Raw genomic sequence first — 19,420 nt, forward strand, 5'->3', positions numbered from 1 at the left:
GTCTTGTGGACTACCGGTGCCGCCACCCAGAATTGTCGATCAGCCCGGGCCCGCCCGCCTTCCGCGTGGCTGGAATGGGACACCGCCGTAACCTCGCCGTTGGGCAGCGGGCGACCCCACCGCAGGGCGCGACACCCCGGTCACCGAGGGCAGGAAAAGCCGACCGGCCAGCCCCCACCGCTCCCAGGGGGGCGACCCCGTCACCAGCGTATCGGCACCTCGCGGGGATCCCCCGCCGCTCGGCGATCTGTGGATAACTCGGGGTTGTCCACAGCGACTGTGGACAACTCGGTGGACGCGGCGAACCACACCGGCGGTGGACGTCGGGTGCGGCGCTACACCGCGAAGGAGGGCAGCTCCATGTCCCGCACGATCACGTCCGCCCGCCGCGCGCTCGGCGCGATCAGGTCGGCGTTGCGCTGATCGGAGCCGTGCGCCCGCTGCTGCGCCTCCACCAGCGAGCGGCCGTACTTGCGGTGCCGCGTCACCAGCCGCTCGATCCGCGCCTGCTCGTCCGGCTCGAGAAACCAGACCTCGTCGATCAGCTCGCGCAGCTCGTTCCACGGCTCCGACTCGAGCAGCAGGTAGTTGCCCTCGGTGATCACGATGCGCACGCTCGGCGGCACCGGCACCGCGCCCGCGATGGGTTCCTCGATCTCGCGCCGGAACTCCGGCGCGTACACCGGTTCGGTTCCCGCCGCCAGCCGCCGGATCAGATGCACGTAGCCGTAGGCGTCGAACGTGTCGGGCGCGCCCTTGCGGTCGGCCCGCCCGAGCCGGTTCAGCTCCACCTGGGCGAAGTGGAACCCGTCCATGCCCACCACGGCCGCCCGCGACCCGAGGGCACCGGCCACCTGCCAGGCCAGCGTCGTCTTGCCCGACGCGGGTGCGCCCGCGATGCCGAGCACCGTCCGCTCCTTCCGCGCGACCAGCGCCTGCGCCCGCGTCAGCAGCTCCTCGAACGATGTCATCTCACTCCCATCCTCGCCCGGACCGGGCCCAGCCAGGCCCGCGGGCCGACATGCCGCACGCGCTCGGCGGCCACCGCGTTGGCGAACTCGATCGACTCGCCGACGTCTCGTTCGCCGGCCCGCAACGCCAGCGCTCCGTGCCACACATCGCCTGCGCCCAGCGTGTCACGTGCCGTCACCTCGGGCACCGGCACCTCACCCGAGCCGGTTGCCGTCCTCCAGCGCACCGGGCCGGGCCCCGCGGTGGTGATCACCACCGGCACCTCACGCAGCACCCCGGGAGGGCCGGAGAAATGCGCCGAGCACGCCACGACGTCCGCGAGCGGGAAGATCTCCCCGAACACCGGCTTCCAGCTCCCGGCGTCCACCACCAGCGGCACCCCGCACCGGCGCGCCCACCGCGCGGCCGCCAGCGCCAGCTCCGGGTGGTGCCCGTCCACCAGCACGGCGTCGGCGTCTGCGAGCGCGCCCGCGTCGAGCCCGTCCGGCACGGCGGCCGCGTTGCGCGAGACCACCGTCCGCTCGCCGTCGCGGTCGCGCACGGTCACGGCACTCACCGCGGGCGGTTCGGTGTGGCCGGGCAGCGCGTCGCGTACAGCGACGCCGCACGCGTCGAGGTCCGCGCGCGCCAGCTCCGCCAGCGGGTGGGAGCCGAGCACCGTCAGCAGCGTCGGCTCACCGCCCAGTGCCGCGACCGTCACCGCGGCGTTCGTCGCCGGGCCCCCCGCCGCCACCTCCACCGACCGCGACTGCACCTTGTGCCCGGGCGCGGGCAGCTCGTCGACCCGCTGCACCACGTCCACGGTGCACAGCCCGGCCAGCAACACGCGCACGCTCGCCAACACCTCTCATCCCTGACAAGGCACCACGGATGTCTGGAACGTAGACAGGGTCTATGCTCCCCGGCAAGCGTTTGCGCAAACGCTTGCCGAAGCCGCGACCCCGCGAAGGAACGCCACCATGCCCCCGCCGAGGTCGACCCGGCCCACCCAGCGCGACATCGCCGAGCTGGCCGGCGTCTCGATCACCACCGTCTCGCACGTCGTCAACGGCACGAGGGCCGTGGCGCCCGACACCAGGGCCGCCGTCCTCGGGGCCATCGAGCAGACCGGCTACACCGGCGACGTCATCGCGCGGTCGCTCGTCACGGGCGGCACCCGCTCCATCGGCGTGGCCATCTCCCTGCTGGCGAACCCGTACTTCGCGGTGCTGATGCAGACCATCGAAAGGGAAGCGGCGGCCGCAGGCTACACCGTGCTGCTGTCCGACACCCACGACACGGCCGACACCGAGCAGTCGATCGTGCGGGCCCTGCGCGCGCGCCGCGTCGAGGGCCTGCTGCTGACGCCCGTGCCCGGCGACAACGCGGTCGTCAGCGAACTGGTGTCGCTCGGCATCCCCACCGTGCTCGTCGACCGCGTGTCCACGCGCACCGACATCGACCAGGTCGGCGCCGAGAACATCCAGTCCACGTCCGCGCTCACCGAGCACCTCGCCTCCCGCGGCCATCGCCGCATCGGCCTCGTCGCCGGTGCACCCGGGCTGGCCACCAGCGAGGAACGCACCCTCGGCTACCGGCTCGGCCTCGGCCGCGCCGGACTGCCGTGGAACCCGGATCTCGTCGTGCCAGGCCACTCCGAGCGCGATCGTGGCGCCATGGCGTTCGCAACGCTGCTCGACAGGCCCGAGCCGCCGACGGCCGTCGTGGTCGCCAACGACGCGATGATGGTCGGCGTGCTGCACGAGGCCCGCCGGCGCGGCATCCGGGTCGGCACCGACGTCGCCGTCGTCGGCTACGACGAGACCGAGTGGTCCGACCTCGTCGAGCCACCGCTGACCACCATGGCGCAGCCGATCACCGACATCGGCGCCGAGGCCGTGCGCCTGCTGCTGGCCCGCATCACGGACCCGGACCGGGCCCCCGAGACGATCCGGCTACCACCTACCCTGCGTCACCGTGAGTCCTGCGGCTGCCCACCAAGCCACCCGAACGGCTGAACATTTGCCGTCTCGCTGTTCAACGCTCCGCCGAACGAGCCACCCGGGTTAGCGTCTTCGCACCGTCCCCTGCCGGGAGCCTGCTCATGAGCGCACCGTCCGACGCACCACCGCTGTGGGACACGCCGGTCGCCTACCGCCTCGGCGTGGCCATCGCCCCCTGTGCCGGCGACACCGAACTGGCCGACGCGGTCGACGAGGCCGCTCGCGCGGCAGGCTGCGCCGCGACGTTCGCCGAGGCCACCAGCACCGTCGCCGCCGAACTCGCCGCCGTCCGCGCCCTGCGCGCCCAGGGCGTCGACGGGGTGATCCTGCTGCCCGCGCCGGGCAGTGACACGGTGATCACCGAACTGCTGCGGCTCGGCACGCCCACCGTCCTCGTCGAGCACATCGCCACGCGCGACGACGTCGACCAGGTGGCCACCGAGAACGTCCAGTCCACCATCGCCCTCGTCGAACACCTCGCCTCGCTCGGCCATCGCCGGATCGCCTTCGTCGGCGGCCCCGCCGGATACTCCGCCACGGACGAACGCGCGCTCGGCTACCGGCTCGGGCTCGGCAGGGCAGGGCTGCCCTGGGAGGGCAGGCTCGTCGGCTTCGCGGGCGCAGGCGGCGACGCGGGGGCCGCCGCCGAGCGGGTACTCGCCCAGTGGCCGGAGCCGTCGGCGCTCGTCGTGGCCGACTCCTCACTCCTGCCTGCCGTGCGCCACCAGGCGTGGCGGCGGGGCCTGCGGATCGGCGAGGGCCTCGCCCTCGCCTGCCACGGCCACTGCCCGGCCACGCCGCCCATCACCGCGATGACCCCGTCCGCGGACGGCATCGCCCGCACGGCTGTCCGGCTCCTGCTCGCCAGGCTCGGCGACCCCGGACGCAGGCCGGAGACCGTGCGCCTGCCGCCCCGCTTCGATCACCACCGCACGTGCGGCTGCCTGTCGTGACCGCCGGAGTTGTTTGACCGCGGCGTGCCCGGGTAGGCGCGCAGTATGAGCGTGCTGGAATCTGTGCGAAGCGTGCTGTGGGCGCGGCGGCGCCAACCCGACGACATGATCTACGGAGTGGCGCTCGCGCACGAACGGTTCTCCCCGAACGACCTGCTGCGCCAGGCCACGGAGGCCGAACAGGCCGGTTTCGACCTGGTCTGCTGCAGCGACCACCTCGCGCCGTGGTGGGAGCCGGGCGATCCGGCACCCGCTCACTGCGCCAACCCGTGGGTGTGGCTGGGCGCGGCCGGGCAGGTGACGAGCCGTGTCTCGCTCGGCCCCGCGGTCACCAGCATCAGCCACCGCTACAACCCCGTGGTCGTCGCCCAGCAGGTCGCGACCATGGAGGCGATGTACCCGGGCCGCGCGTTCCTCGGCGCCGGGTCCGGTGAGGCGATGAACGAGGTGCCCGCGGGCATGGACTGGCCGTCGCCTGCCGAGCAGCTCGCCCGCACCGAGGAGGCGCTGACGATCATCCGGCGCCTGCTCGACGGCGAGACCGTGACGTTCGAGGGCCGCTGGTTCCGCACGGTCGGTGCCCGCCTGTACGAGGTGCCCGACCGCAGGCCGCCGATCTTTCTGTCGGCGTTCGGCGAGCAGGCGGCGGAGATCGCGGGCAGGCACGCCGACGGCGTCTGGACCCTGGCCGACCCTTCGTCCGCACCCGCCGTCATCGCGGGCTACCGGCGCTCGTGCGAGCGGGAGGGCCGCGAACCGGGCGAGATCGTGCTGCAGGGCATCACCGCGGTCGACGACACCGACGACGCCGCCATGGACGGCGCGAAGGAATGGAAGGCGATCCTGGTCAAGGACCACTACCGGGACGACATCCACGACCCCGCCACCATCCAGCGCAACGGGCGCTCCGACGTGTCGGACACCAAGTTCAAGGCCATGGGCCTGTTCTCCTCCGACCCGAAGGACCACGTCCGCAAGATCAAGGCACTGCGGGAGCTCGGCGCGACCGCGATCGTGCTGATGAACGTGTCCGGCACCAACCCGCAGGGCACCCTGCGCACCTACGGCGAGTCGGTGCTGCCCGCACTGCGCGGCGAGACGTAGCGTCCGTCCCCGCACCCTCGACACGCCGGGCCGTTTTGGCAACCATGAGCTGATGGCAACGGCGCAAGTCACGTGTCCCCTGTGCGAGGCCACCTGCGGACTCGACGTGACCCTCGACGGCAGCACGGTCACCGGCGTGCGGGGCGACGCGCTCGACGTCTTCTCCCGCGGCTTCCTCTGCCCCAAGGGCGCCTCGCTCGGCGCGCTGCACCACGACCCCGACCGGCTCCGCACGCCACTGCTGCGCCGCAACGGCTCGTTTCACGAGGTGTCCTGGGACGAGGCGTTCGCCGAGATCGACGCGCGCCTGCCCGCGCTGCTGGAGGAGCACGGCCGCGACGCGCTCGCCGTCTACGTGGGCAACCCGGCCGCCCACAACCTCGCCGTGGCGCTCTACGGGCGCCCCCTGTTCAAGGCCATCGGCACCCGCAACTTCTACACCGCGGGCACCGTCGACCAGATCCCCAAGCACTTCTCGTCGGGCTACCTCTTCGGCGGCGGCTTCACCATCCCGGTCCCCGACCTCGACCACACCCGGCACCTGCTGCTGCTCGGCGCCAACCCCCTGGTGTCCAACGGCAGCCTGATGACCGCGCCCGACATGCGCGCCAAGCTGCGTGCCATCCGCGCCCGCGGCGGCAAGATCGTCGTGGTCGACCCGCGCCGTACCCGCACCGCCGAGGCCGCCGACGAGCACCACGCCATCCGGCCCGGCACCGACGCGCTGCTGCTGTTCGCGCTCGTGCACACCCTGTTCGCCGAGAACAGGGTGAGCCTCGGCAGGCTGGCCGCGCACGTCAACGGCGTCGGCGACGTGGCGGCGCTGGCCGAGCCGTTCGCCCCGGAGCGCGTCGCCGGGGTCACCGGCATCGCCGCGGACGAGATCCGCCGCATGGCCCGCGAGCTGGCCGACGCCGAGCGCGCCGTCTGCTACGGGCGGATCGGCACGACCACGCAGGCTTTCGGCACGCTCTGCAGCTGGCTCGTGGACGTGCTCAACGTGCTCACCGGCAACCTCGACACCGAGGGCGGCGCGATGTTCCCGCTCGCGGCCGCCGGGCAGGCCAACGCGGGCGGGCCGCGCAGACCGTTCACGACCGGGAGGTGGCGGTCGCGCGTGCGCGGGCTGCCGGAGGTCTTCGGCGAGCTGCCGGTGGCCACGCTCGCCGACGAGATCCTCACCGAGGGCCCCGGTCAGGTGCGCGGCCTGCTGACCGTCGCGGGCAACCCCGCGCTGAGCACACCGAACGCGAGCAGGCTCGCCGAGGCCCTGCGGGGACTGGACTTCATGGTGTCGCTGGACGCCTACCTCAACGAGACCACGCGGCACGCCCACGTGATCCTGCCCGTGCCGAGCCCGCTGGAACGCCCGCACTACGACCTCTCGCTGTACCAGCTCGCCGTGCGCAACGTCGCGAACTGGACTCCGGCGGCGCTGCCCACCGAGCTGCCCCAGGAGTGGGAAACGCTGCTGCGGCTCACCGGCGTGGTCACCGGGCAGGGCCCGGACGCCGACATCGCGGCCCTGGACGACCTGGTGGCCGCCGAGACCGCCCGCCGCGCGGGCCTGGACCCGGCCGTCGCCGGGCCGCGCACGGGCCCGCAGCGGCTGCTGGACCTGCTGCTGCGCGCGGGTCCCTACGACCTGACGCTCGCCGATCTGGAGGCCGCGCCACACGGCGTCGACCTGGGACCGCTGCGCCCGCGCGTGCCCGAGGTGCTGAGCACCGCCAGCGGGAAGATCGAGCTGGCGCCCGAGCCGGTCACCGCCGACGTCCCGCGGCTGGCTGGCCTGCTCGGCGAGGTGCCGGACGGGCAGCTCGTGCTCGTCGGCAGGCGCCAGCTGCGCTCCAACAACTCGTGGATGCACAACCTGGAGCCGCTCGTGCGCGGCAGCAACCGGTGCACGATGCAGGTGCACCCGGCCGACGCCGCGAGGCTGGGACTCGCCGACGGCCACGCCGCCACGGTCACCGCGCGCACGGGCAAGATCGAGCTGCCGGTGGAGATCACCGACGAGGTGCGGCCCGGCGTGGTCAGCATCCCGCATGGCTGGGGACACGACGTCGAGGGCACCCGGGCGTCGGTCGCGGCGGCGCACGCGGGCGCGAACTCCAACGTGCTGGCCGACGAGCTGCTCGTCGACGGCCCCTCCGGCACGGCAGTGCTCAACGGCATCCCGGTGGAGGTCGCACCGGCCTGACGGCGGCTCACCAGGCGGTGGCGAGATCGGCGTGCTGGCGGATCCACGTGTGCATGACGATGCCGGCCGCCACCCCCGCGTTGATCGAGCGGGTGGTGCCGAACTGGGCGATCGAGACCACCAGCGACGCCGCGCGCTGCGCGTCCCCGGACAGCCCTGGGCCCTCCTGGCCGAAGAGCAGCACGCACTCGCGCGGCAACCGCGCCGTCTCCACCGGCTCGGAGCCCGGCATGTTGTCCACGGCCACGATCGCCAGCGCGCGCTCCCGCGCGAACTCGGCGAGCCCGGCCACCTCCGGGTGGTGGTACAGGTGCTGGTACCGGTCGGTGACCATGGCTCCCCGCCGGTTCCACCGCCGCTTGCCGACGATGTGGACGGCGGCGGCCGCGAAGGCGTTGGCCGTGCGCACCACGGTGCCGATGTTGTGATCGTGCTGGAAGTTCTCGATCGCCACGTGGAACGGGTACCGGCGGCGGTCCATGTCGGCGACGATCGCCTCCCGCCGCCAGTACCGGTAGGCGTCGACGACGTTGCGACGGTCGCCGTGCTCCAGCAGCTCCGGGTCGTAGCGGTCGTCGTCCGGCCACGGACCCGGCCACGGGCCCACGCCGACCTGCCGCTGGGTTCCCCACTCGGTCGGCCCGGCGTCCTCGATCACCGCGCCATTGTCGCTCAGCCGAGCCGGACCGGGTGGCCAGGGACGCCGTCGTCGTGGTGGTGCCGCTGGCGCCAGTGCGCGTACGCGCCGACATAGGAGCCGATCACCAGCAACAGCGCGGCGACCCCGACCACTGGGAGCAGCTCGCGGGGAATGAGCGTGTCGTAGATGTAGTACTCGTTGAACCCGCCCGGCATCGGCTCAAGCCCGCGCAGCCCGCGCAGGTGGTCCTCCAGCACCGTGAGCGGGCACGGCAGCGGGAACACGTTCACCGCCACGCCCCACAGCGCGAAGAAGACGTGGACGAACACCGACTTCGGCCAGATCCACGCCAGAAACCCACCGAGCCCGATGTACAGCAGCGCAAGGAAATGCACCGCTGTCGTGAGCGCCGTCAGCCACCACAGCAATCGCCCCACCGTCCCCAGTCGCGACCCCCTGAACGATGCCGACTTTACTCCTGTCTCACATCGGAGTCGTCGACAAAATGATCTGTTGACCGCGACGAGGCCTACCCGATTCCCGCGGTCCCTATCCGTAGGTGGCCTGGACCTCCACCTCGATCAGCCAGCCGGGAACGGCGAGGCCCGCGACCTCGGTGGTCGCGCGGGCAGGCCGCGCCCGGTTCGCCAGGTGGGGCGGGCCGGGTGAGCCGCTGCCGACCGGCACCGGCACCGGTTCCCCGGTGACGAGGTCCACGTTGGCGAAGAACTGCCGGTACGCGCGGTTCCAGCCCGCGTAGTCGGCATCCGCCGCACCCGCGGTGCGCTTCAGATAGCACTTCATGGTGATGACGTCCTGCGGCGTGACACCCATCTCCGTCAGGTTGGCCACGATGCGGTTCAGCGTGTTCCACGCCTGCGCCTCGGTGATCGTCACGCCCGCGGGGAGCACGCCGCCGGGAAACAGCGACGGGTCGACGTAGCGCTCGGGCGTCCCGGCCGGTGCTGCGGGGTTCGCGGCGGCCGGGCCGAGCCCGCTGCTGGTATAGACCGCCACCATGCCGCCGACCGCCACGCCACCCGCGATCGCCGGGTTGCTGTTGCCTTCCGGCAGGCTGAACCGCACCTCGTGCGGGCGAGGACCGGCGCCCCGCGGCGGCGAGGCCGACGCCGATCCCGCTCCGAGGCCGAGTGCGACGGCCGCGCCGCCTGCGACCGAGCCGAGTGCTCGCCGGGAGAACCTGTTCATCGTGCCTACCCTTCCGCCAGGACGCGTTCGTGGAGGTTCGTGACGACGTGGCGGGCCGAGTCGAACGCCCCCGCCTGCCACGCGATGAAGTAGCTGAGCCAGTCGCCCGCGAAGTAGACGTGCCCCGCGGGCCGGTTCAGCAACGCGTACTCGCCGCTGGTGCGCGACGGCCAGCCGACCCAGCCGCCCTCGATGAACGGCGTGCGATGCCAGGCGACGGAGAAGGCGCTCGCCAGCTCGGCGCGGTACTTCTCGCCGTGGATCTTGACGCCCTGCGCGAGCGCCCGCTTCGTCCGCTCCGCGGGCGGGAGGTCGCCGTAGAGCTGCGCGTTGGCGCCCGTGTTGTAGTAGCCGACCACCACGCCACGCCTGCCGTGGAAACCGGCCGAGGGATACCAGATGTGCGCCAGGTCCAGGTCCGTCTCGGTGATGCCGCCGTAGATCCGCTCGTCCTCCTCCCACCAGCGGCGGCGGTACTCCAGGCCGATCTTGCCCACGGGGCTCGGCCGGGGGAAGCGCAGCGCGGCGGTGACGGCCGGGTCCAGGTTGCTCGGCACCTTCGCCATGAGGTGCGGCGGCAGGGTGGCGACGCAGAAGTCCGCCCGTTCCACCGTCTGCCGTCCCCTGGTGTCGCGGTGGACCACCTCGACACCGTCGGCGGTGTCGGTGAGCCGCACGACCTCGGCGCCGAGGCGGACCGTGTCCTTGCCGATGGCCCGGTATAGCGCGAGCGGAAGGGCGTCCATGCCGCCCACCGGCTGGAGCATGGTCATCGCCTGGTCGTAGCCGAACTCGAAGGAGAAGTACCGGCCGACCTGGCTGGCCAGCACCTGGGACAGCGACGGCGGCGGACCCAGCACCACCCCCGGCTGGTCGGCGGCGCCCGGCTCCACCGCGTAGCCGCGCCTGCTGGTGCCGGTGTAGGCGTAGCCCGACGCCTTGCCGCCGATGGCACCGAACCCGCCGAGGAAGGTCAGCAGGGCATCCTTGTCCGTCGCGCTGAGCTGCTGGTCGAGCGCGCCCTGGTCAACGGCCTTGGCCAGCAGTTCCGACACGTAGCCGTACATGTCGGCCTTGGCGGTGCGGTACTGCTGCGGCGCCACACCGGTGGCCTCGTTGTAGATCAGCGCGTTCGCGTTGGCGTTGAGGAAGGTCTCCAGCGGCACGCCGAGCTCGCGGCAGTAGTCGAGCGTGATGTGCGACTGGGGCAGCCGGGCAGGCCCCGCGTTGAGGTAGCTGGACTCCTCGCGGCTGAACCGCGCGGTCTGGGTGTGCCCGTCGAGATCGGTCTCGGTGGTGCCCGCCCGCACCGTCCAGTTCCGGCCGCCGATGCGGGTCTTGGCTTCCAGGATGGTGCACCGGTAGCCGGCCTTGCCCAGCTCGTAGGCGGTGGCGAGCCCGGCGATGCCCGCGCCGAGGATCACCACCCGCTTGCCGCGTTTGCCCGCGGCGAGATCACCCGGCCTCGGTGCGCGGTAGTCCGGCACCGCCAGCGCCTCGGGGGAGGCGACGAGCCCGAGCGCACGCATGGACTCGAACATCACTCCTGCCCCGCCCGCGACCCCGATCGATCGCAGCAGGGTTCGACGTGTCACAGAGGACCCCAATGCAAGCTCCCTTCGCCCTGATGGCGAGGAGAAGCCTGATCGGCGTCGTCACCTGTTCGAGTGACGCTTCGATGTCGTACTTGTTGGTAAGGCCAAGGAATCAGCCGTGCGGCCGTAACCGCCCGTTCTTCAGGACAGGCCGAGATCGTCGAGGCCGAGCAGCGAGCGGTAGGGCAGCCCCTCCTTCTCGATGGCTTCCCTGGCGCCCGTGCCGCGATCGACCACGGTGGCCACGCCCACCACGGTGGCGCCCGCCTCGTTCAGCGCCTCGACGGCCGTGAGCACGCTGCCTCCGGTGGTGGACGTGTCCTCCACGGCGAGCACGCGCTGTCCCGCGACCTCCATGCCCTCGATGCGGCGCTGCATCCCGTGCTCCTTCACCGACTTGCGCACGACGAAGGCATCGAGCACCACGCCATCGGCGGCGGCCGAGTGCAGCATCGCGGTGGCCACCGGATCGGCGCCGAGGGTGAGGCCGCCGACGGCCACGTAGTCCCAGTCGGCCGTCAGCTGCCGCAGCAGGGTGCCGATGAGCGGCGCCGCCGCGTGATGCAGCGTCGCCCGGCGGAGGTCCACGTAGTAGTCGGCCTCCTTGCCGGAGGCAAGCGTGACCTTGCCGCGCACCACGCACAGCTCGTTGACCAGCCGAGCCAGTTCGATCTTCGCCGCTTGATCCAGGGAGGGGTTCGCCACGACCCGGAGTTTTACATACGGCCGTGGCTCAGGTGCGGTCGCGACCCGCGAACCTGCCACCGAGCCTGCGCACGAGCTCCCGGGGCAGCAGCCTGCCGATCGCCACCACGACCTTGTAGCGCAGGCTCGGCACCGAAAGGGCCTTGCCGCGGCGCAGGTCGGCCAGCGCCTCGCGCACCACCTGGTCCGCGTCCAGCCAGAACGCCCTCGGACCCGTCTTCTCCAGCCCGGCCCGCTCGTGGAACTCGGTGTCGGTGAAGCCGGGGCACACCGCCAGCACGCGCACCCCCGAGCCGTGCAACGCCGAGGCCAGGCCGTCGGAGAAGGACGTCACCCACGCCTTGCTCGCCGTGTACGTCGAGCCGCGCCCCGAGAAGAACCCGGCCACGCTGGACACGTTGACGATGTCGCCCCGCCCGCGCGCCAGCATCCCGGGCACGGCGGCCCTGGTGAGCCGCAGCACGGCGGTGACGTTGACGTCGAGCTGGTGCTGCAGCCGCTCCACGGGCACGGTCCACAACTCGCCCGAGAGACCCAGCCCGGCGTTGTTCACCAGCAGGTCCACCTCCTCGGTCGCGAGCCGGTCCTCGACGGCGGCCCTGCCCTCGGCGGTGGCCAGGTCGGCGGCGAGCACGTCCACCGGCACCCCGTGCGCGGCGGCCAGCTCCTCGGCCCGGCTCGCGAGCCGCTCGGAGTCCCTGGCCACGAGAAGCAGGTCGTAGTGCTCGGCGGCGAGCCTGCGGGCGAACGCGGCGCCGATGCCCGCGGTGGCTCCGGTGATCACGGCTAAGGGCATGCCCACACGGTAGCGACACCCGTTCGGGTGGGCGCGGGACGGACCGATCGGGACACGCAGTATCGTCGGCAAGCCAGTTGGGGTAACACCGAACCCACCCAGACGAGGTAGCACTCCAGATGGAGAACACCGCCATCGACTACCTGTCGTTCGTCCGCGGCTTTCTCGCGGCGACCGACACCCCCGCCGGTGCGCAGGACACGGTGTCCCCCGCGCCGGGCGCGGCCGTGGACCCCGACTCCTACGCGGCGGGCTACGCCGCGGGCTGCCGCTGCGGCAACGTCCCGGTGACCCGGTACCGGGAGCTGTCGGTGCGGGACGACGGCCGGTTCACCGGCACGCTCGACCTCACCGACCTCGCCCCCCTTCCGGGCGCCGCGGCGGCCGACGAGCCGCCGGTGCTGTCCGGCACGCTGGACCTGGGTTTCTAGAAGCCCTGCTGGCGGGCGCGCTCCTCGGTGGTCGGCTCCGGCTCCCGCTGGTGATGGCTGCCGTACTCGCCGTCAAAAGGGTCGACGATGTCGGCGATCTCGCCGAGGTCGCGCAGCAGCCGCTCCAGCCGCGACGGCCCGACGTTCGGCGCGACGCTGGCGAGCACCCACTCGTTCTCCAGCCACGCCACGCCGACGTCACCGCCGAGCGCGTCGGCGGCGTCCACCAGCTCCTGCGTGATGAGGTTGCGCGCGGCCGTGACGTCGTCGGCGAAGGCGTAACGCTGGCCGACCGGACCCAGCAGCTCCGGCATCTCGGCACGCTGGAAGGGCACGCTCGCCAGCCACAGTTCGAGCAGCACAGGGTGGATGCGGTTGCACCGCACCGCCACCACGACGGCGGGGATGAGGCTGTCGGCCTCGATGTCGAACACGAACACCGGGCGGCGGCCGTCGGAGGTGAACGTCGAACCGGCGACCACGTTGATCGCCGCCTCCGCCCCGAAGTAGCCGATCGCGCCGCCCGACCACTGCTTCGGCAGCCGCTCGTCCTCCTCGACGTACTGCCATCCACGCAGCTCGGCCCAGCGTGCGCGCTCGCGGTTGCGCGAGCTCTCCCTGGCTCTGTCGACCAGGAGCAGGGCGAGCCCGGCGACCGCGGCGGCGGCGGCGATGACGAACCAGATCCACGCTGGAATACCCACGGCGACCAGGGTATCCCTCACGGCCCGCCGACCAAGATCAGCGGGCCGTGTCGGGAGCACCCGTTCCGGGGGTTACGCCCCGCGCGTGACCTTCAGCGCACCGTCACCGGCGTCGAGCTCCGGGACGTCGACCCGCACGGTGTCGCCGTCGCGGATCTCCCCGCCCAGCAGCTTGCGGGCCAGTTCGTCGCCGATCGCCGACTGCACCAGCCTGCGCAGCGGGCGCGCGCCGTAGATCGGGTCGAAGCCGTTGAGCGCGAGCCACTCGCGGGCGGCGGGCGTGACGTCGAGGGTCAGCCTGCGCTGCGACAGCCGCTCGGCCAGCCTCTGGACCTGGATGTCCACAATGGAAGCCAGCTGCTCGGTGTCGAGCGCGTGGAACACCACGATGTCGTCGAGCCGGTTGAGGAACTCCGGCTTGAAGTGGCGCTGCACCACCGACAGCACGGCATCCCTGCGCTGCACCTCGTCCAGCGAGGCGTCGGCGATGGCCTGCGAACCGAGGTTCGACGTCAGCACCAGGATCGTGTTGCGGAAGTCCACCGTCCGGCCCTGGCCGTCGGTGAGCCTGCCGTCGTCGAGCACCTGCAGCAGCACGTCGAACACGTCCGGGTGGGCCTTCTCCACCTCGTCGAGCAGCACCACCGAGTACGGCCGCCTGCGCACCGACTCGGTGAGCTGGCCGCCCTGGTCGTAGCCCACGTAGCCGGGCGGGGCCCCGACCAGCCGCGCGACGCTGTGCTTCTCGCTGTACTCGCTCATGTCGATGCGCTGGATGGCCCGCTCGTCGTCGAAGAGGAACTCCGCCAGCGCCTTGGCCAGCTCGGTCTTGCCCACGCCGGTCGGGCCGAGGAACAGGAACGAGCCGGTGGGCCGGTCGGGATCCGCGACACCGGCGCGGGCCCTGCGCACGGCGTCGGAGACCACCTTGACGGCGTCGGACTGGCCGACGACCCGCCTGGTCAGCTCCTCCTCCATGCGCAGCAGCTTGCCGGTCTCGCCCTCGAGCAGCCGTCCCGCCGGGATGCCGGTCCACGCGCTGACGACGTCGGCCACGTCGTCGGCGCCGACCTCCTCCTTGAGCATCACGTCGGCCTTGCCCTCGGTCTCCTTGGTGGCCTCGGCGAGCTCCTTCTCCAGCGCGGGGATGCGGCCGTAGCGCAGCTCGGCCGCCCGGCCGAGGTCGGAGTCGCGCTCGGCACGGTCGGCCTCGCCGCGCAGCTGCTCCAACTGCTCCTTGAGCTCCCTGGTGCGCTCGATCGCGCCCTTCTCGTTCTGCCAGCGCGCGGTGAGCCCCGCCAGCTGCTCGCGCTTCTCGGCCAGCTCGGCGTGCAGCGTCGCGAGCCGCTCCTTCGAGACGGCGTCGTCCTCCTTGGACAGTGCCATCTCCTCGATCTCCATGCGCCGCACCGCACGCTCGACCTCGTCGATCTCGACGGGCCGGGAGTCGATCTCCATGCGCAGCCGGGACGCGGCCTCGTCGACGAGGTCGATGGCCTTGTCCGGAAGGAACCGGGCGGTGATGTAGCGGTCGGACAGCGTCGCGGCGGCCACGAGCGCGGCGTCGGTGATCCGCACACCGTGGTGGACCTCGTAGCGTTCCTTGAGCCCGCGCAGGATGCCGATGGCGTCCTCCACGGAGGGCTCGCCGACGAGCACCTGCTGGAAGCGACGTTCCAGGGCGGCGTCCTTCTCGATGTGCTTGCGGTACTCGTCGAGGGTGGTGGCGCCGACCATGCGCAGCTCGCCGCGGGCGAGCATCGGCTTGATCATGTTGCCGGCGTCCATGGCTCCACCCTCGCCGGTGCCGCCCGCGCCGACGATCGTGTGCAGCTCGTCGATGAACGTGACGACCTGCCCGTTGGAGTCCTTGATCTCCTTGAGCACGGCCTTGAGCCGCTCCTCGAACTCGCCGCGGTACTTCGAGCCCGCGACCATCGAGCCGAGGTCGAGTGCGACGACGCGCTTGCCGCGCAGCGACTCCGGCACGTCACCGGCGACGATGCGCTGGGCAAGGCCCTCGACGATCGCGGTCTTGCCGACGCCGGGCTCACCGATCAGCACCGGGTTGTTCTTGGTGCGCCGGGACAGCACCTGCACGACGCGGCGGATCTCGGTGTCCCGGCCGATCACCGGGTCCAGCTCACCCGCCCTCGCGCGCTCGGTGAGGTCGACCCCGTACTTCTCCAGCGCCTTGTAGGTGCCCTCGGGGTCGGGGTTGGTGACGCGGGCGGAGCCGCGCACCTTGGTGAACGCCTCCTGCAGCGCGTCGGCCGTGGCGCCGTGCCGCTTGAGCAGGTCGGCGACGGGGCCGCCCTGCGCGGCGAGGCCCACCAGCACGTGTTCGGTGGAGACGTACTCGTCGCCGAGCTCGGTGGCCAGCTTCTGGGCATGGGTCAGCGACTTGACGGCGTGACCGTCGAACTGCGGAGTGGACACCGTGGCCCCGGTGGCGGAGGGCAGCCCGGAGACGATCGGCTCCAGCTCCTTGTGGACCTGCTCGGGATCCGCTCCGACCGCGGTCAGCAGCGGCGCGGCCAGGCCGTCGCCCTGGGCCAGCAGGGCCCCGAGCAGGTGGGCAGGAGAGATCTCCGGGTTGCCCGCCATCGTGGCCGCCTGGGCCGCGGACGAGATCGCCTGCTGGGTCTTCGTGGTCGGGTTGAAAGCGTCCATCCCCTCACCTCTGGTCCTCAGGATCCCCGTGGGACAAGCCTCCCGCACGGGTGTCCGCACGAGCCTGTCGCCATGCATAACGTCATAAAAGTTGAGTGTGTTCCGCTCAAGTCTGCCTTTTTGGGCCATTCGCAAGCAACAACGGGTAACAAGTAGCCCCTGCCTCTTGTCAGGACTGCCCCTTTGGGGTCAACTACCGGACCATGTCTGTCATCACCACATTGGCTGGTTCGAGCCCACCGGCCGACTCCGCCACCCACGTCCTCGCCGCCGAGGGGGGAACCCTCGCCTCGATCGAGGAGTGGATCAATGACGTGTTCACCCCGATCTCGGACGGGCTCTCCGAGTTCGTGTTCGCCGAGCTGACGTTCGGCAGCATCTCGTTCCCGTGGATCGTCGGCTGGCTTGTCCTCGCCGCGACCGTGTTCACGATCTACTTCGGCTTCGTCCAGTTCCGGAAGTTCAAACTGGCGACCGAGATCGTGCGGGGCAAGTACACGCGCGCCGACGAGCCAGGGGAGATCAACCACTTCCAGGCCCTGAGCTCGGCCGTCTCCGGCACCGTCGGCCTCGGCAACATCGCGGGTGTCGGTGTCGCGGTGACCATCGGTGGTGCGGGCGCCACGTTCTGGATGATCCTCGCCGGCCTGCTCGGCATGTGCACCAAGTTCGTGGAGTGCACCCTCGGTGTGAAGTACCGGGAGACGCACGAGGACGGCACGGTGTCCGGCGGCCCGATGCACTACCTGCGCAAGGGCCTCGCCGAGCGGTTCGGCGGCGGCTTCGGCGCCGGGCTCGGCAAGGTGCTCGCCGTGCTGGCGGCCATCATGCTGCTGTTCTTCGCCCTGGCAGGCGGCAACATGTTCCAGGCCAACCAGACCTTCGCGCAGCTGCGTGACGTCACCGGCGGCGACGACGGCTTCCTGGGCACCGACGGCGCCGCGTTCGTCTTCGGCGTCCTGCTCGCCGTGCTGGTCGGCGCGGTGATCATCGGCGGGATCAAGTCGATCGGCGCGGTGACCAGCCGGCTCGTGCCCTCGATGGCGGTCATCTACATCGCCGCGTGCCTCATCGTCATCCTGGTGAACATCACCGACGTGCCCGCCGCGATCGGCGACATCGTCACCGGGGCGTTCGCGCCGGAGAGCGTGGCCGGTGGCGCGATCGGCGCCCTGATCGTCGGCTTCCAGCGTGCGGCGTTCTCCAACGAGGCGGGCCTGGGCTCGGCGCCCATCGCCCACTCCGCGGTGAGGACGAAGAACCCCATCACCGAGGGCTACGTCGCTCTGCTCGAGCCGTTCATCGACACGGTCGTCGTCTGCACGATGACCGCGCTGACCATCGTCATCGCCAAGACCCAGTTCTGGGAGAACGCCAAGCAGACGGTGTTCGAGGGCGGCGAGACGCCGGACGGCGTGACGGTCACCTCGGAGTCCTTCGCGACGGTGCTGCCGTGGTTCCCGTACGTGCTCACCGTGGCGGTGGCGCTCTTCGCGCTGTCGACGATGATCACCTGGGGCTACTACGGCCAGAAGGCGTGGACGTTCCTGTTCGGCAAGAGCCGCACCAGCGAACGCGTCTACCAGGTGATCTTCTGCCTGTTCATCGTGGCAGGCTCCGTGCTGACCCTGGGCAGCGTGCTCAGCTTCGCCGACGCGGTGCTGTTCCTGCTGGCGCTGTTCAACATCATCGGTCTCTACCTGCTGGTGCCGGTGGTCAAGCGGGAGGTCAAGGACTTCGCCGCCAAGATGCGTTCCGGCGAGGTGCAGAAGCAGGAGAAGGTCAAGAGCTGACGCGTCCGCGCGTCACTCGCCACCGCGAGAAACCAGGCCCGGTGCCGACGTTGCCGTCGGCACCGGGCCTTTTTCTGCCGCCCCTGCCACAGTGACGGACAGTTAGTTGTCTGATACAAACGAACTGGACCGAGGAGTGAGCTACGACACTTATCCCCGCCTTTTGCCACCCATCTGGAGCAACCCGGAGCGGACAACCTTCCCATCGGCTACCGCCCAGCCGTCACGGAACCTAGTGTTGGCCGGAGCGCTTGCCTGGAAAGGTGGAATAATCATGGGCACTTCGCAGTCATGGTGGGTCACTGACCTGCTGAAGCCGACGAAGACCCCCGTGTCACCCATTCGTGAATAATCGCGAGCGTGATTCTGTGACTGTGTGTATGCATCCGCGCGGCCGAGTCGGTCACACTGGAGCAGACGGATGACAGCCGACGCGGTCAGTCCACTACCTCGGGTGGCACCGCCCCGCGAGGCGCCACCTGCTGTCACGGCCATGGTGAAGCTGATTCGCGACACCTGGCAGCTGGCCGAGCCGTACACGCCGGAGATCTCGCAGTTCTTCTACGGCATGCTGTTCACGCTCGCGCCCGCCACCCGCGACTTCTTCCCCATCAACATGGAGGTGCAGCGCGGCAGGCTCGTGCGGGCGCTCGTGCACGTCGTGCAACTCGTGGACCGGCCGGACGACCTCGCGCCCTTCCTGCGCCAGCTCGGCCGTGACCACCGCAAGTTCGGCGTGGTGCCGAAGCACTACGAGGCCGTCGGCACGGCGCTGCTGGCCGCACTGAAGCGCCACCTCGGCGACGCGTGGACTCCGCAGGTGGAACGTGCCTGGGCCGAGGCGTACACGATCATCGCCCGCGCGATGCAGGAGGCGGCCGCCGCCGACGAGTACCCGGCGAGCTGGACCGGCACGGTCGCCGAGCACCGGCGGCTCAGCTGGGACCTCGCGCTCATCCGGGTGGAACCCGAGCACCACATCCCGTACCGGGCCGGGCAGTACCTGAGCGTGGAGGTGCCGCAGCGGCCGCGGCTGTGGCGTTACCTGTCCCCGGCCAACGCGCCGCGCGACGACGGTTCGCTGGAGTTCCACGTCCGCGCCGTCGACGGCGGCTGGGTGTCGCGGGCGATCGTCAGCCACACGCAGAGCGGCGACGTGTGGCGCATCGGTCCGCCGATGGGGCGGATGGCGGTGGACCGCCAGACCGGCCGCGACGTGCTCATGGTCGCGGGCGGCACGGGTGTCGCGCCGCTGCGGGCGATCCTGGACGACCTCGGCCGCTGGGGGACCAACCCGCACGTCACGCTGTTCTACGGCGGTGCCACCAGCGACGACCTGTACGACCTCGAGCAACTGCGCGCGCTCGCCTCGACGAACCCGTGGCTCACCGTGCACCCGGTGGTGGAGCACGGCGAGGGGCTGCCCGGCTTCGAGCACGGCACGCTGGCCGACGTGGTGACCCGGCACGGCGCGTGGCCCGGCCACGACGTGCTGGTGTCCGGCTCACCCGCGATGATCCGCGCCACGGTGTCGCGGATGCTGGTCGCGGGAACGGCGCTGGACCAGATCCGGTACGACCCTTTTACGATCGACTGAGGCGGGAGATCAAAGGCACCGCCGCGAAGCCGTCCGCCGAAGGAGAGACACGCGGCGCTGAGC

The 19,420-nt window shown here is 71.4% G+C and carries 17 protein-coding genes; 7 read left to right on the forward strand and 10 right to left on the reverse strand.

Translation table 11 applies throughout. From position 1 onward, the window contains the following. Window positions 1-335: 335 nt before the first annotated feature. Both BAY60_RS04565 and BAY60_RS04570 read right to left on the reverse strand, forming a co-directional pair. Window positions 336-971, reverse strand: coding sequence for a nucleoside/nucleotide kinase family protein (locus BAY60_RS04565; RefSeq protein ID WP_112279541.1), 636 nt, complete (start codon window positions 969-971; stop codon window positions 336-338). Next, the gene (locus BAY60_RS04570) at window positions 968-1,804 is read right to left on the reverse strand and encodes a PfkB family carbohydrate kinase (protein ID WP_112279542.1); all 837 of its coding nucleotides are present in this window, start codon (window positions 1,802-1,804) and stop codon (window positions 968-970) included. Before BAY60_RS04570 ends, BAY60_RS04565 begins: the two co-directional genes overlap by 4 nt. Before the next feature lie 127 nt (window positions 1,805-1,931). Here BAY60_RS04570 and BAY60_RS04575 point away from each other — a divergent pair, with 127 nt between their 5' ends. From BAY60_RS04575 to BAY60_RS04590, 4 genes are all read left to right on the forward strand, one after another. Next, window positions 1,932-2,969: a LacI family DNA-binding transcriptional regulator gene (locus BAY60_RS04575; RefSeq protein ID WP_112279543.1), complete on the forward strand. Its 1,038-nt coding sequence runs from the start codon at window positions 1,932-1,934 to the stop codon at window positions 2,967-2,969. A gap of 86 nt (window positions 2,970-3,055) precedes the next feature. Beyond that, window positions 3,056-3,907 carry a LacI family DNA-binding transcriptional regulator gene (locus BAY60_RS04580; RefSeq protein ID WP_112279544.1) on the forward strand — a complete coding sequence of 284 codons (852 nt, stop codon included), beginning with the start codon at window positions 3,056-3,058 and terminating at the stop codon, window positions 3,905-3,907. A 51-nt stretch (window positions 3,908-3,958) separates the two neighbouring features. Then, window positions 3,959-5,011 (forward strand): LLM class flavin-dependent oxidoreductase, encoded by a 1,053-nt coding sequence (locus BAY60_RS04585; protein WP_170160303.1) that lies wholly within the window; start codon window positions 3,959-3,961, stop codon window positions 5,009-5,011. 52 nt (window positions 5,012-5,063) lie between these two features. Beyond that, window positions 5,064-7,214 carry a molybdopterin-dependent oxidoreductase gene (locus tag BAY60_RS04590; RefSeq protein WP_112279546.1) on the forward strand — a complete coding sequence of 717 codons (2,151 nt, stop codon included), beginning with the start codon at window positions 5,064-5,066 and terminating at the stop codon, window positions 7,212-7,214. Between the two features lie 7 nt (window positions 7,215-7,221). Here BAY60_RS04590 and BAY60_RS04595 read toward each other — a convergent pair whose 3' ends face one another. The 6 genes from BAY60_RS04595 to BAY60_RS04620 all read right to left on the reverse strand — a co-directional run bounded on the left by BAY60_RS04595 (window position 7,222) and on the right by BAY60_RS04620 (window position 12,159). Next, on the reverse strand, window positions 7,222-7,872 hold the full coding sequence (locus BAY60_RS04595; RefSeq protein WP_112279547.1) for a TrmH family RNA methyltransferase: 651 nt from the start codon (window positions 7,870-7,872) through the stop codon (window positions 7,222-7,224). A gap of 14 nt (window positions 7,873-7,886) precedes the next feature. Then, window positions 7,887-8,282 carry a DUF2784 domain-containing protein gene (locus BAY60_RS04600; protein WP_112279548.1) on the reverse strand — a complete coding sequence of 132 codons (396 nt, stop codon included), beginning with the start codon at window positions 8,280-8,282 and terminating at the stop codon, window positions 7,887-7,889. 121 nt (window positions 8,283-8,403) lie between these two features. Next, window positions 8,404-9,063, reverse strand: a complete 660-nt coding sequence (locus BAY60_RS04605; protein ID WP_112279549.1) for a Rid family hydrolase — start codon at window positions 9,061-9,063, stop codon at window positions 8,404-8,406. 5 nt (window positions 9,064-9,068) lie between these two features. After that, window positions 9,069-10,604, reverse strand: a complete 1,536-nt coding sequence (locus tag BAY60_RS04610) for a flavin monoamine oxidase family protein (RefSeq protein ID WP_112279550.1) — start codon at window positions 10,602-10,604, stop codon at window positions 9,069-9,071. A 195-nt stretch (window positions 10,605-10,799) separates the two neighbouring features. Further along, window positions 10,800-11,363, reverse strand: a complete 564-nt coding sequence (gene pyrE, locus BAY60_RS04615) for an orotate phosphoribosyltransferase (protein ID WP_112279551.1) — start codon at window positions 11,361-11,363, stop codon at window positions 10,800-10,802. A gap of 28 nt (window positions 11,364-11,391) precedes the next feature. Beyond that, window positions 11,392-12,159, reverse strand: coding sequence for an SDR family NAD(P)-dependent oxidoreductase (locus BAY60_RS04620; RefSeq protein WP_112279552.1), 768 nt, complete (start codon window positions 12,157-12,159; stop codon window positions 11,392-11,394). A gap of 119 nt (window positions 12,160-12,278) precedes the next feature. Here BAY60_RS04620 and BAY60_RS04625 point away from each other — a divergent pair, with 119 nt between their 5' ends. Beyond that, window positions 12,279-12,590: a hypothetical protein gene (locus tag BAY60_RS04625; RefSeq protein ID WP_211330183.1), complete on the forward strand. Its 312-nt coding sequence runs from the start codon at window positions 12,279-12,281 to the stop codon at window positions 12,588-12,590. Here the strand turns inward: BAY60_RS04625 and BAY60_RS04630 are convergent. Together BAY60_RS04630 and clpB are read right to left on the reverse strand one after the other, a co-directional pair. Next, a complete protein-coding gene (locus BAY60_RS04630) occupies window positions 12,587-13,294 on the reverse strand; it encodes a type III secretion system chaperone family protein (protein WP_245992321.1) in 708 nt (235 codons plus the stop codon). The two genes, BAY60_RS04625 and BAY60_RS04630, sit on opposite strands and share 4 nt — an antisense overlap. A 72-nt stretch (window positions 13,295-13,366) precedes the next feature. Then, window positions 13,367-15,967, reverse strand: coding sequence for an ATP-dependent chaperone ClpB (gene clpB / locus BAY60_RS04635; protein WP_112279554.1), 2,601 nt, complete (start codon window positions 15,965-15,967; stop codon window positions 13,367-13,369). A gap of 203 nt (window positions 15,968-16,170) precedes the next feature. Here clpB and BAY60_RS04640 point away from each other — a divergent pair, with 203 nt between their 5' ends. Next, a complete protein-coding gene (locus BAY60_RS04640) occupies window positions 16,171-17,760 on the forward strand; it encodes an alanine/glycine:cation symporter family protein (protein ID WP_112279555.1) in 1,590 nt (529 codons plus the stop codon). A 421-nt stretch (window positions 17,761-18,181) separates the two neighbouring features. Then, the gene (locus BAY60_RS04645; RefSeq protein ID WP_211330184.1) at window positions 18,182-19,357 is read left to right on the forward strand and encodes a globin domain-containing protein; all 1,176 of its coding nucleotides are present in this window, start codon (window positions 18,182-18,184) and stop codon (window positions 19,355-19,357) included. Window positions 19,358-19,420 lie beyond the last annotated feature (63 nt).

The organism is Prauserella muralis (genome assembly GCF_003202285.1).
GTDB classification, from domain to species: Bacteria; Actinomycetota; Actinomycetes; order Mycobacteriales; family Pseudonocardiaceae; genus Prauserella_B; species Prauserella_B muralis.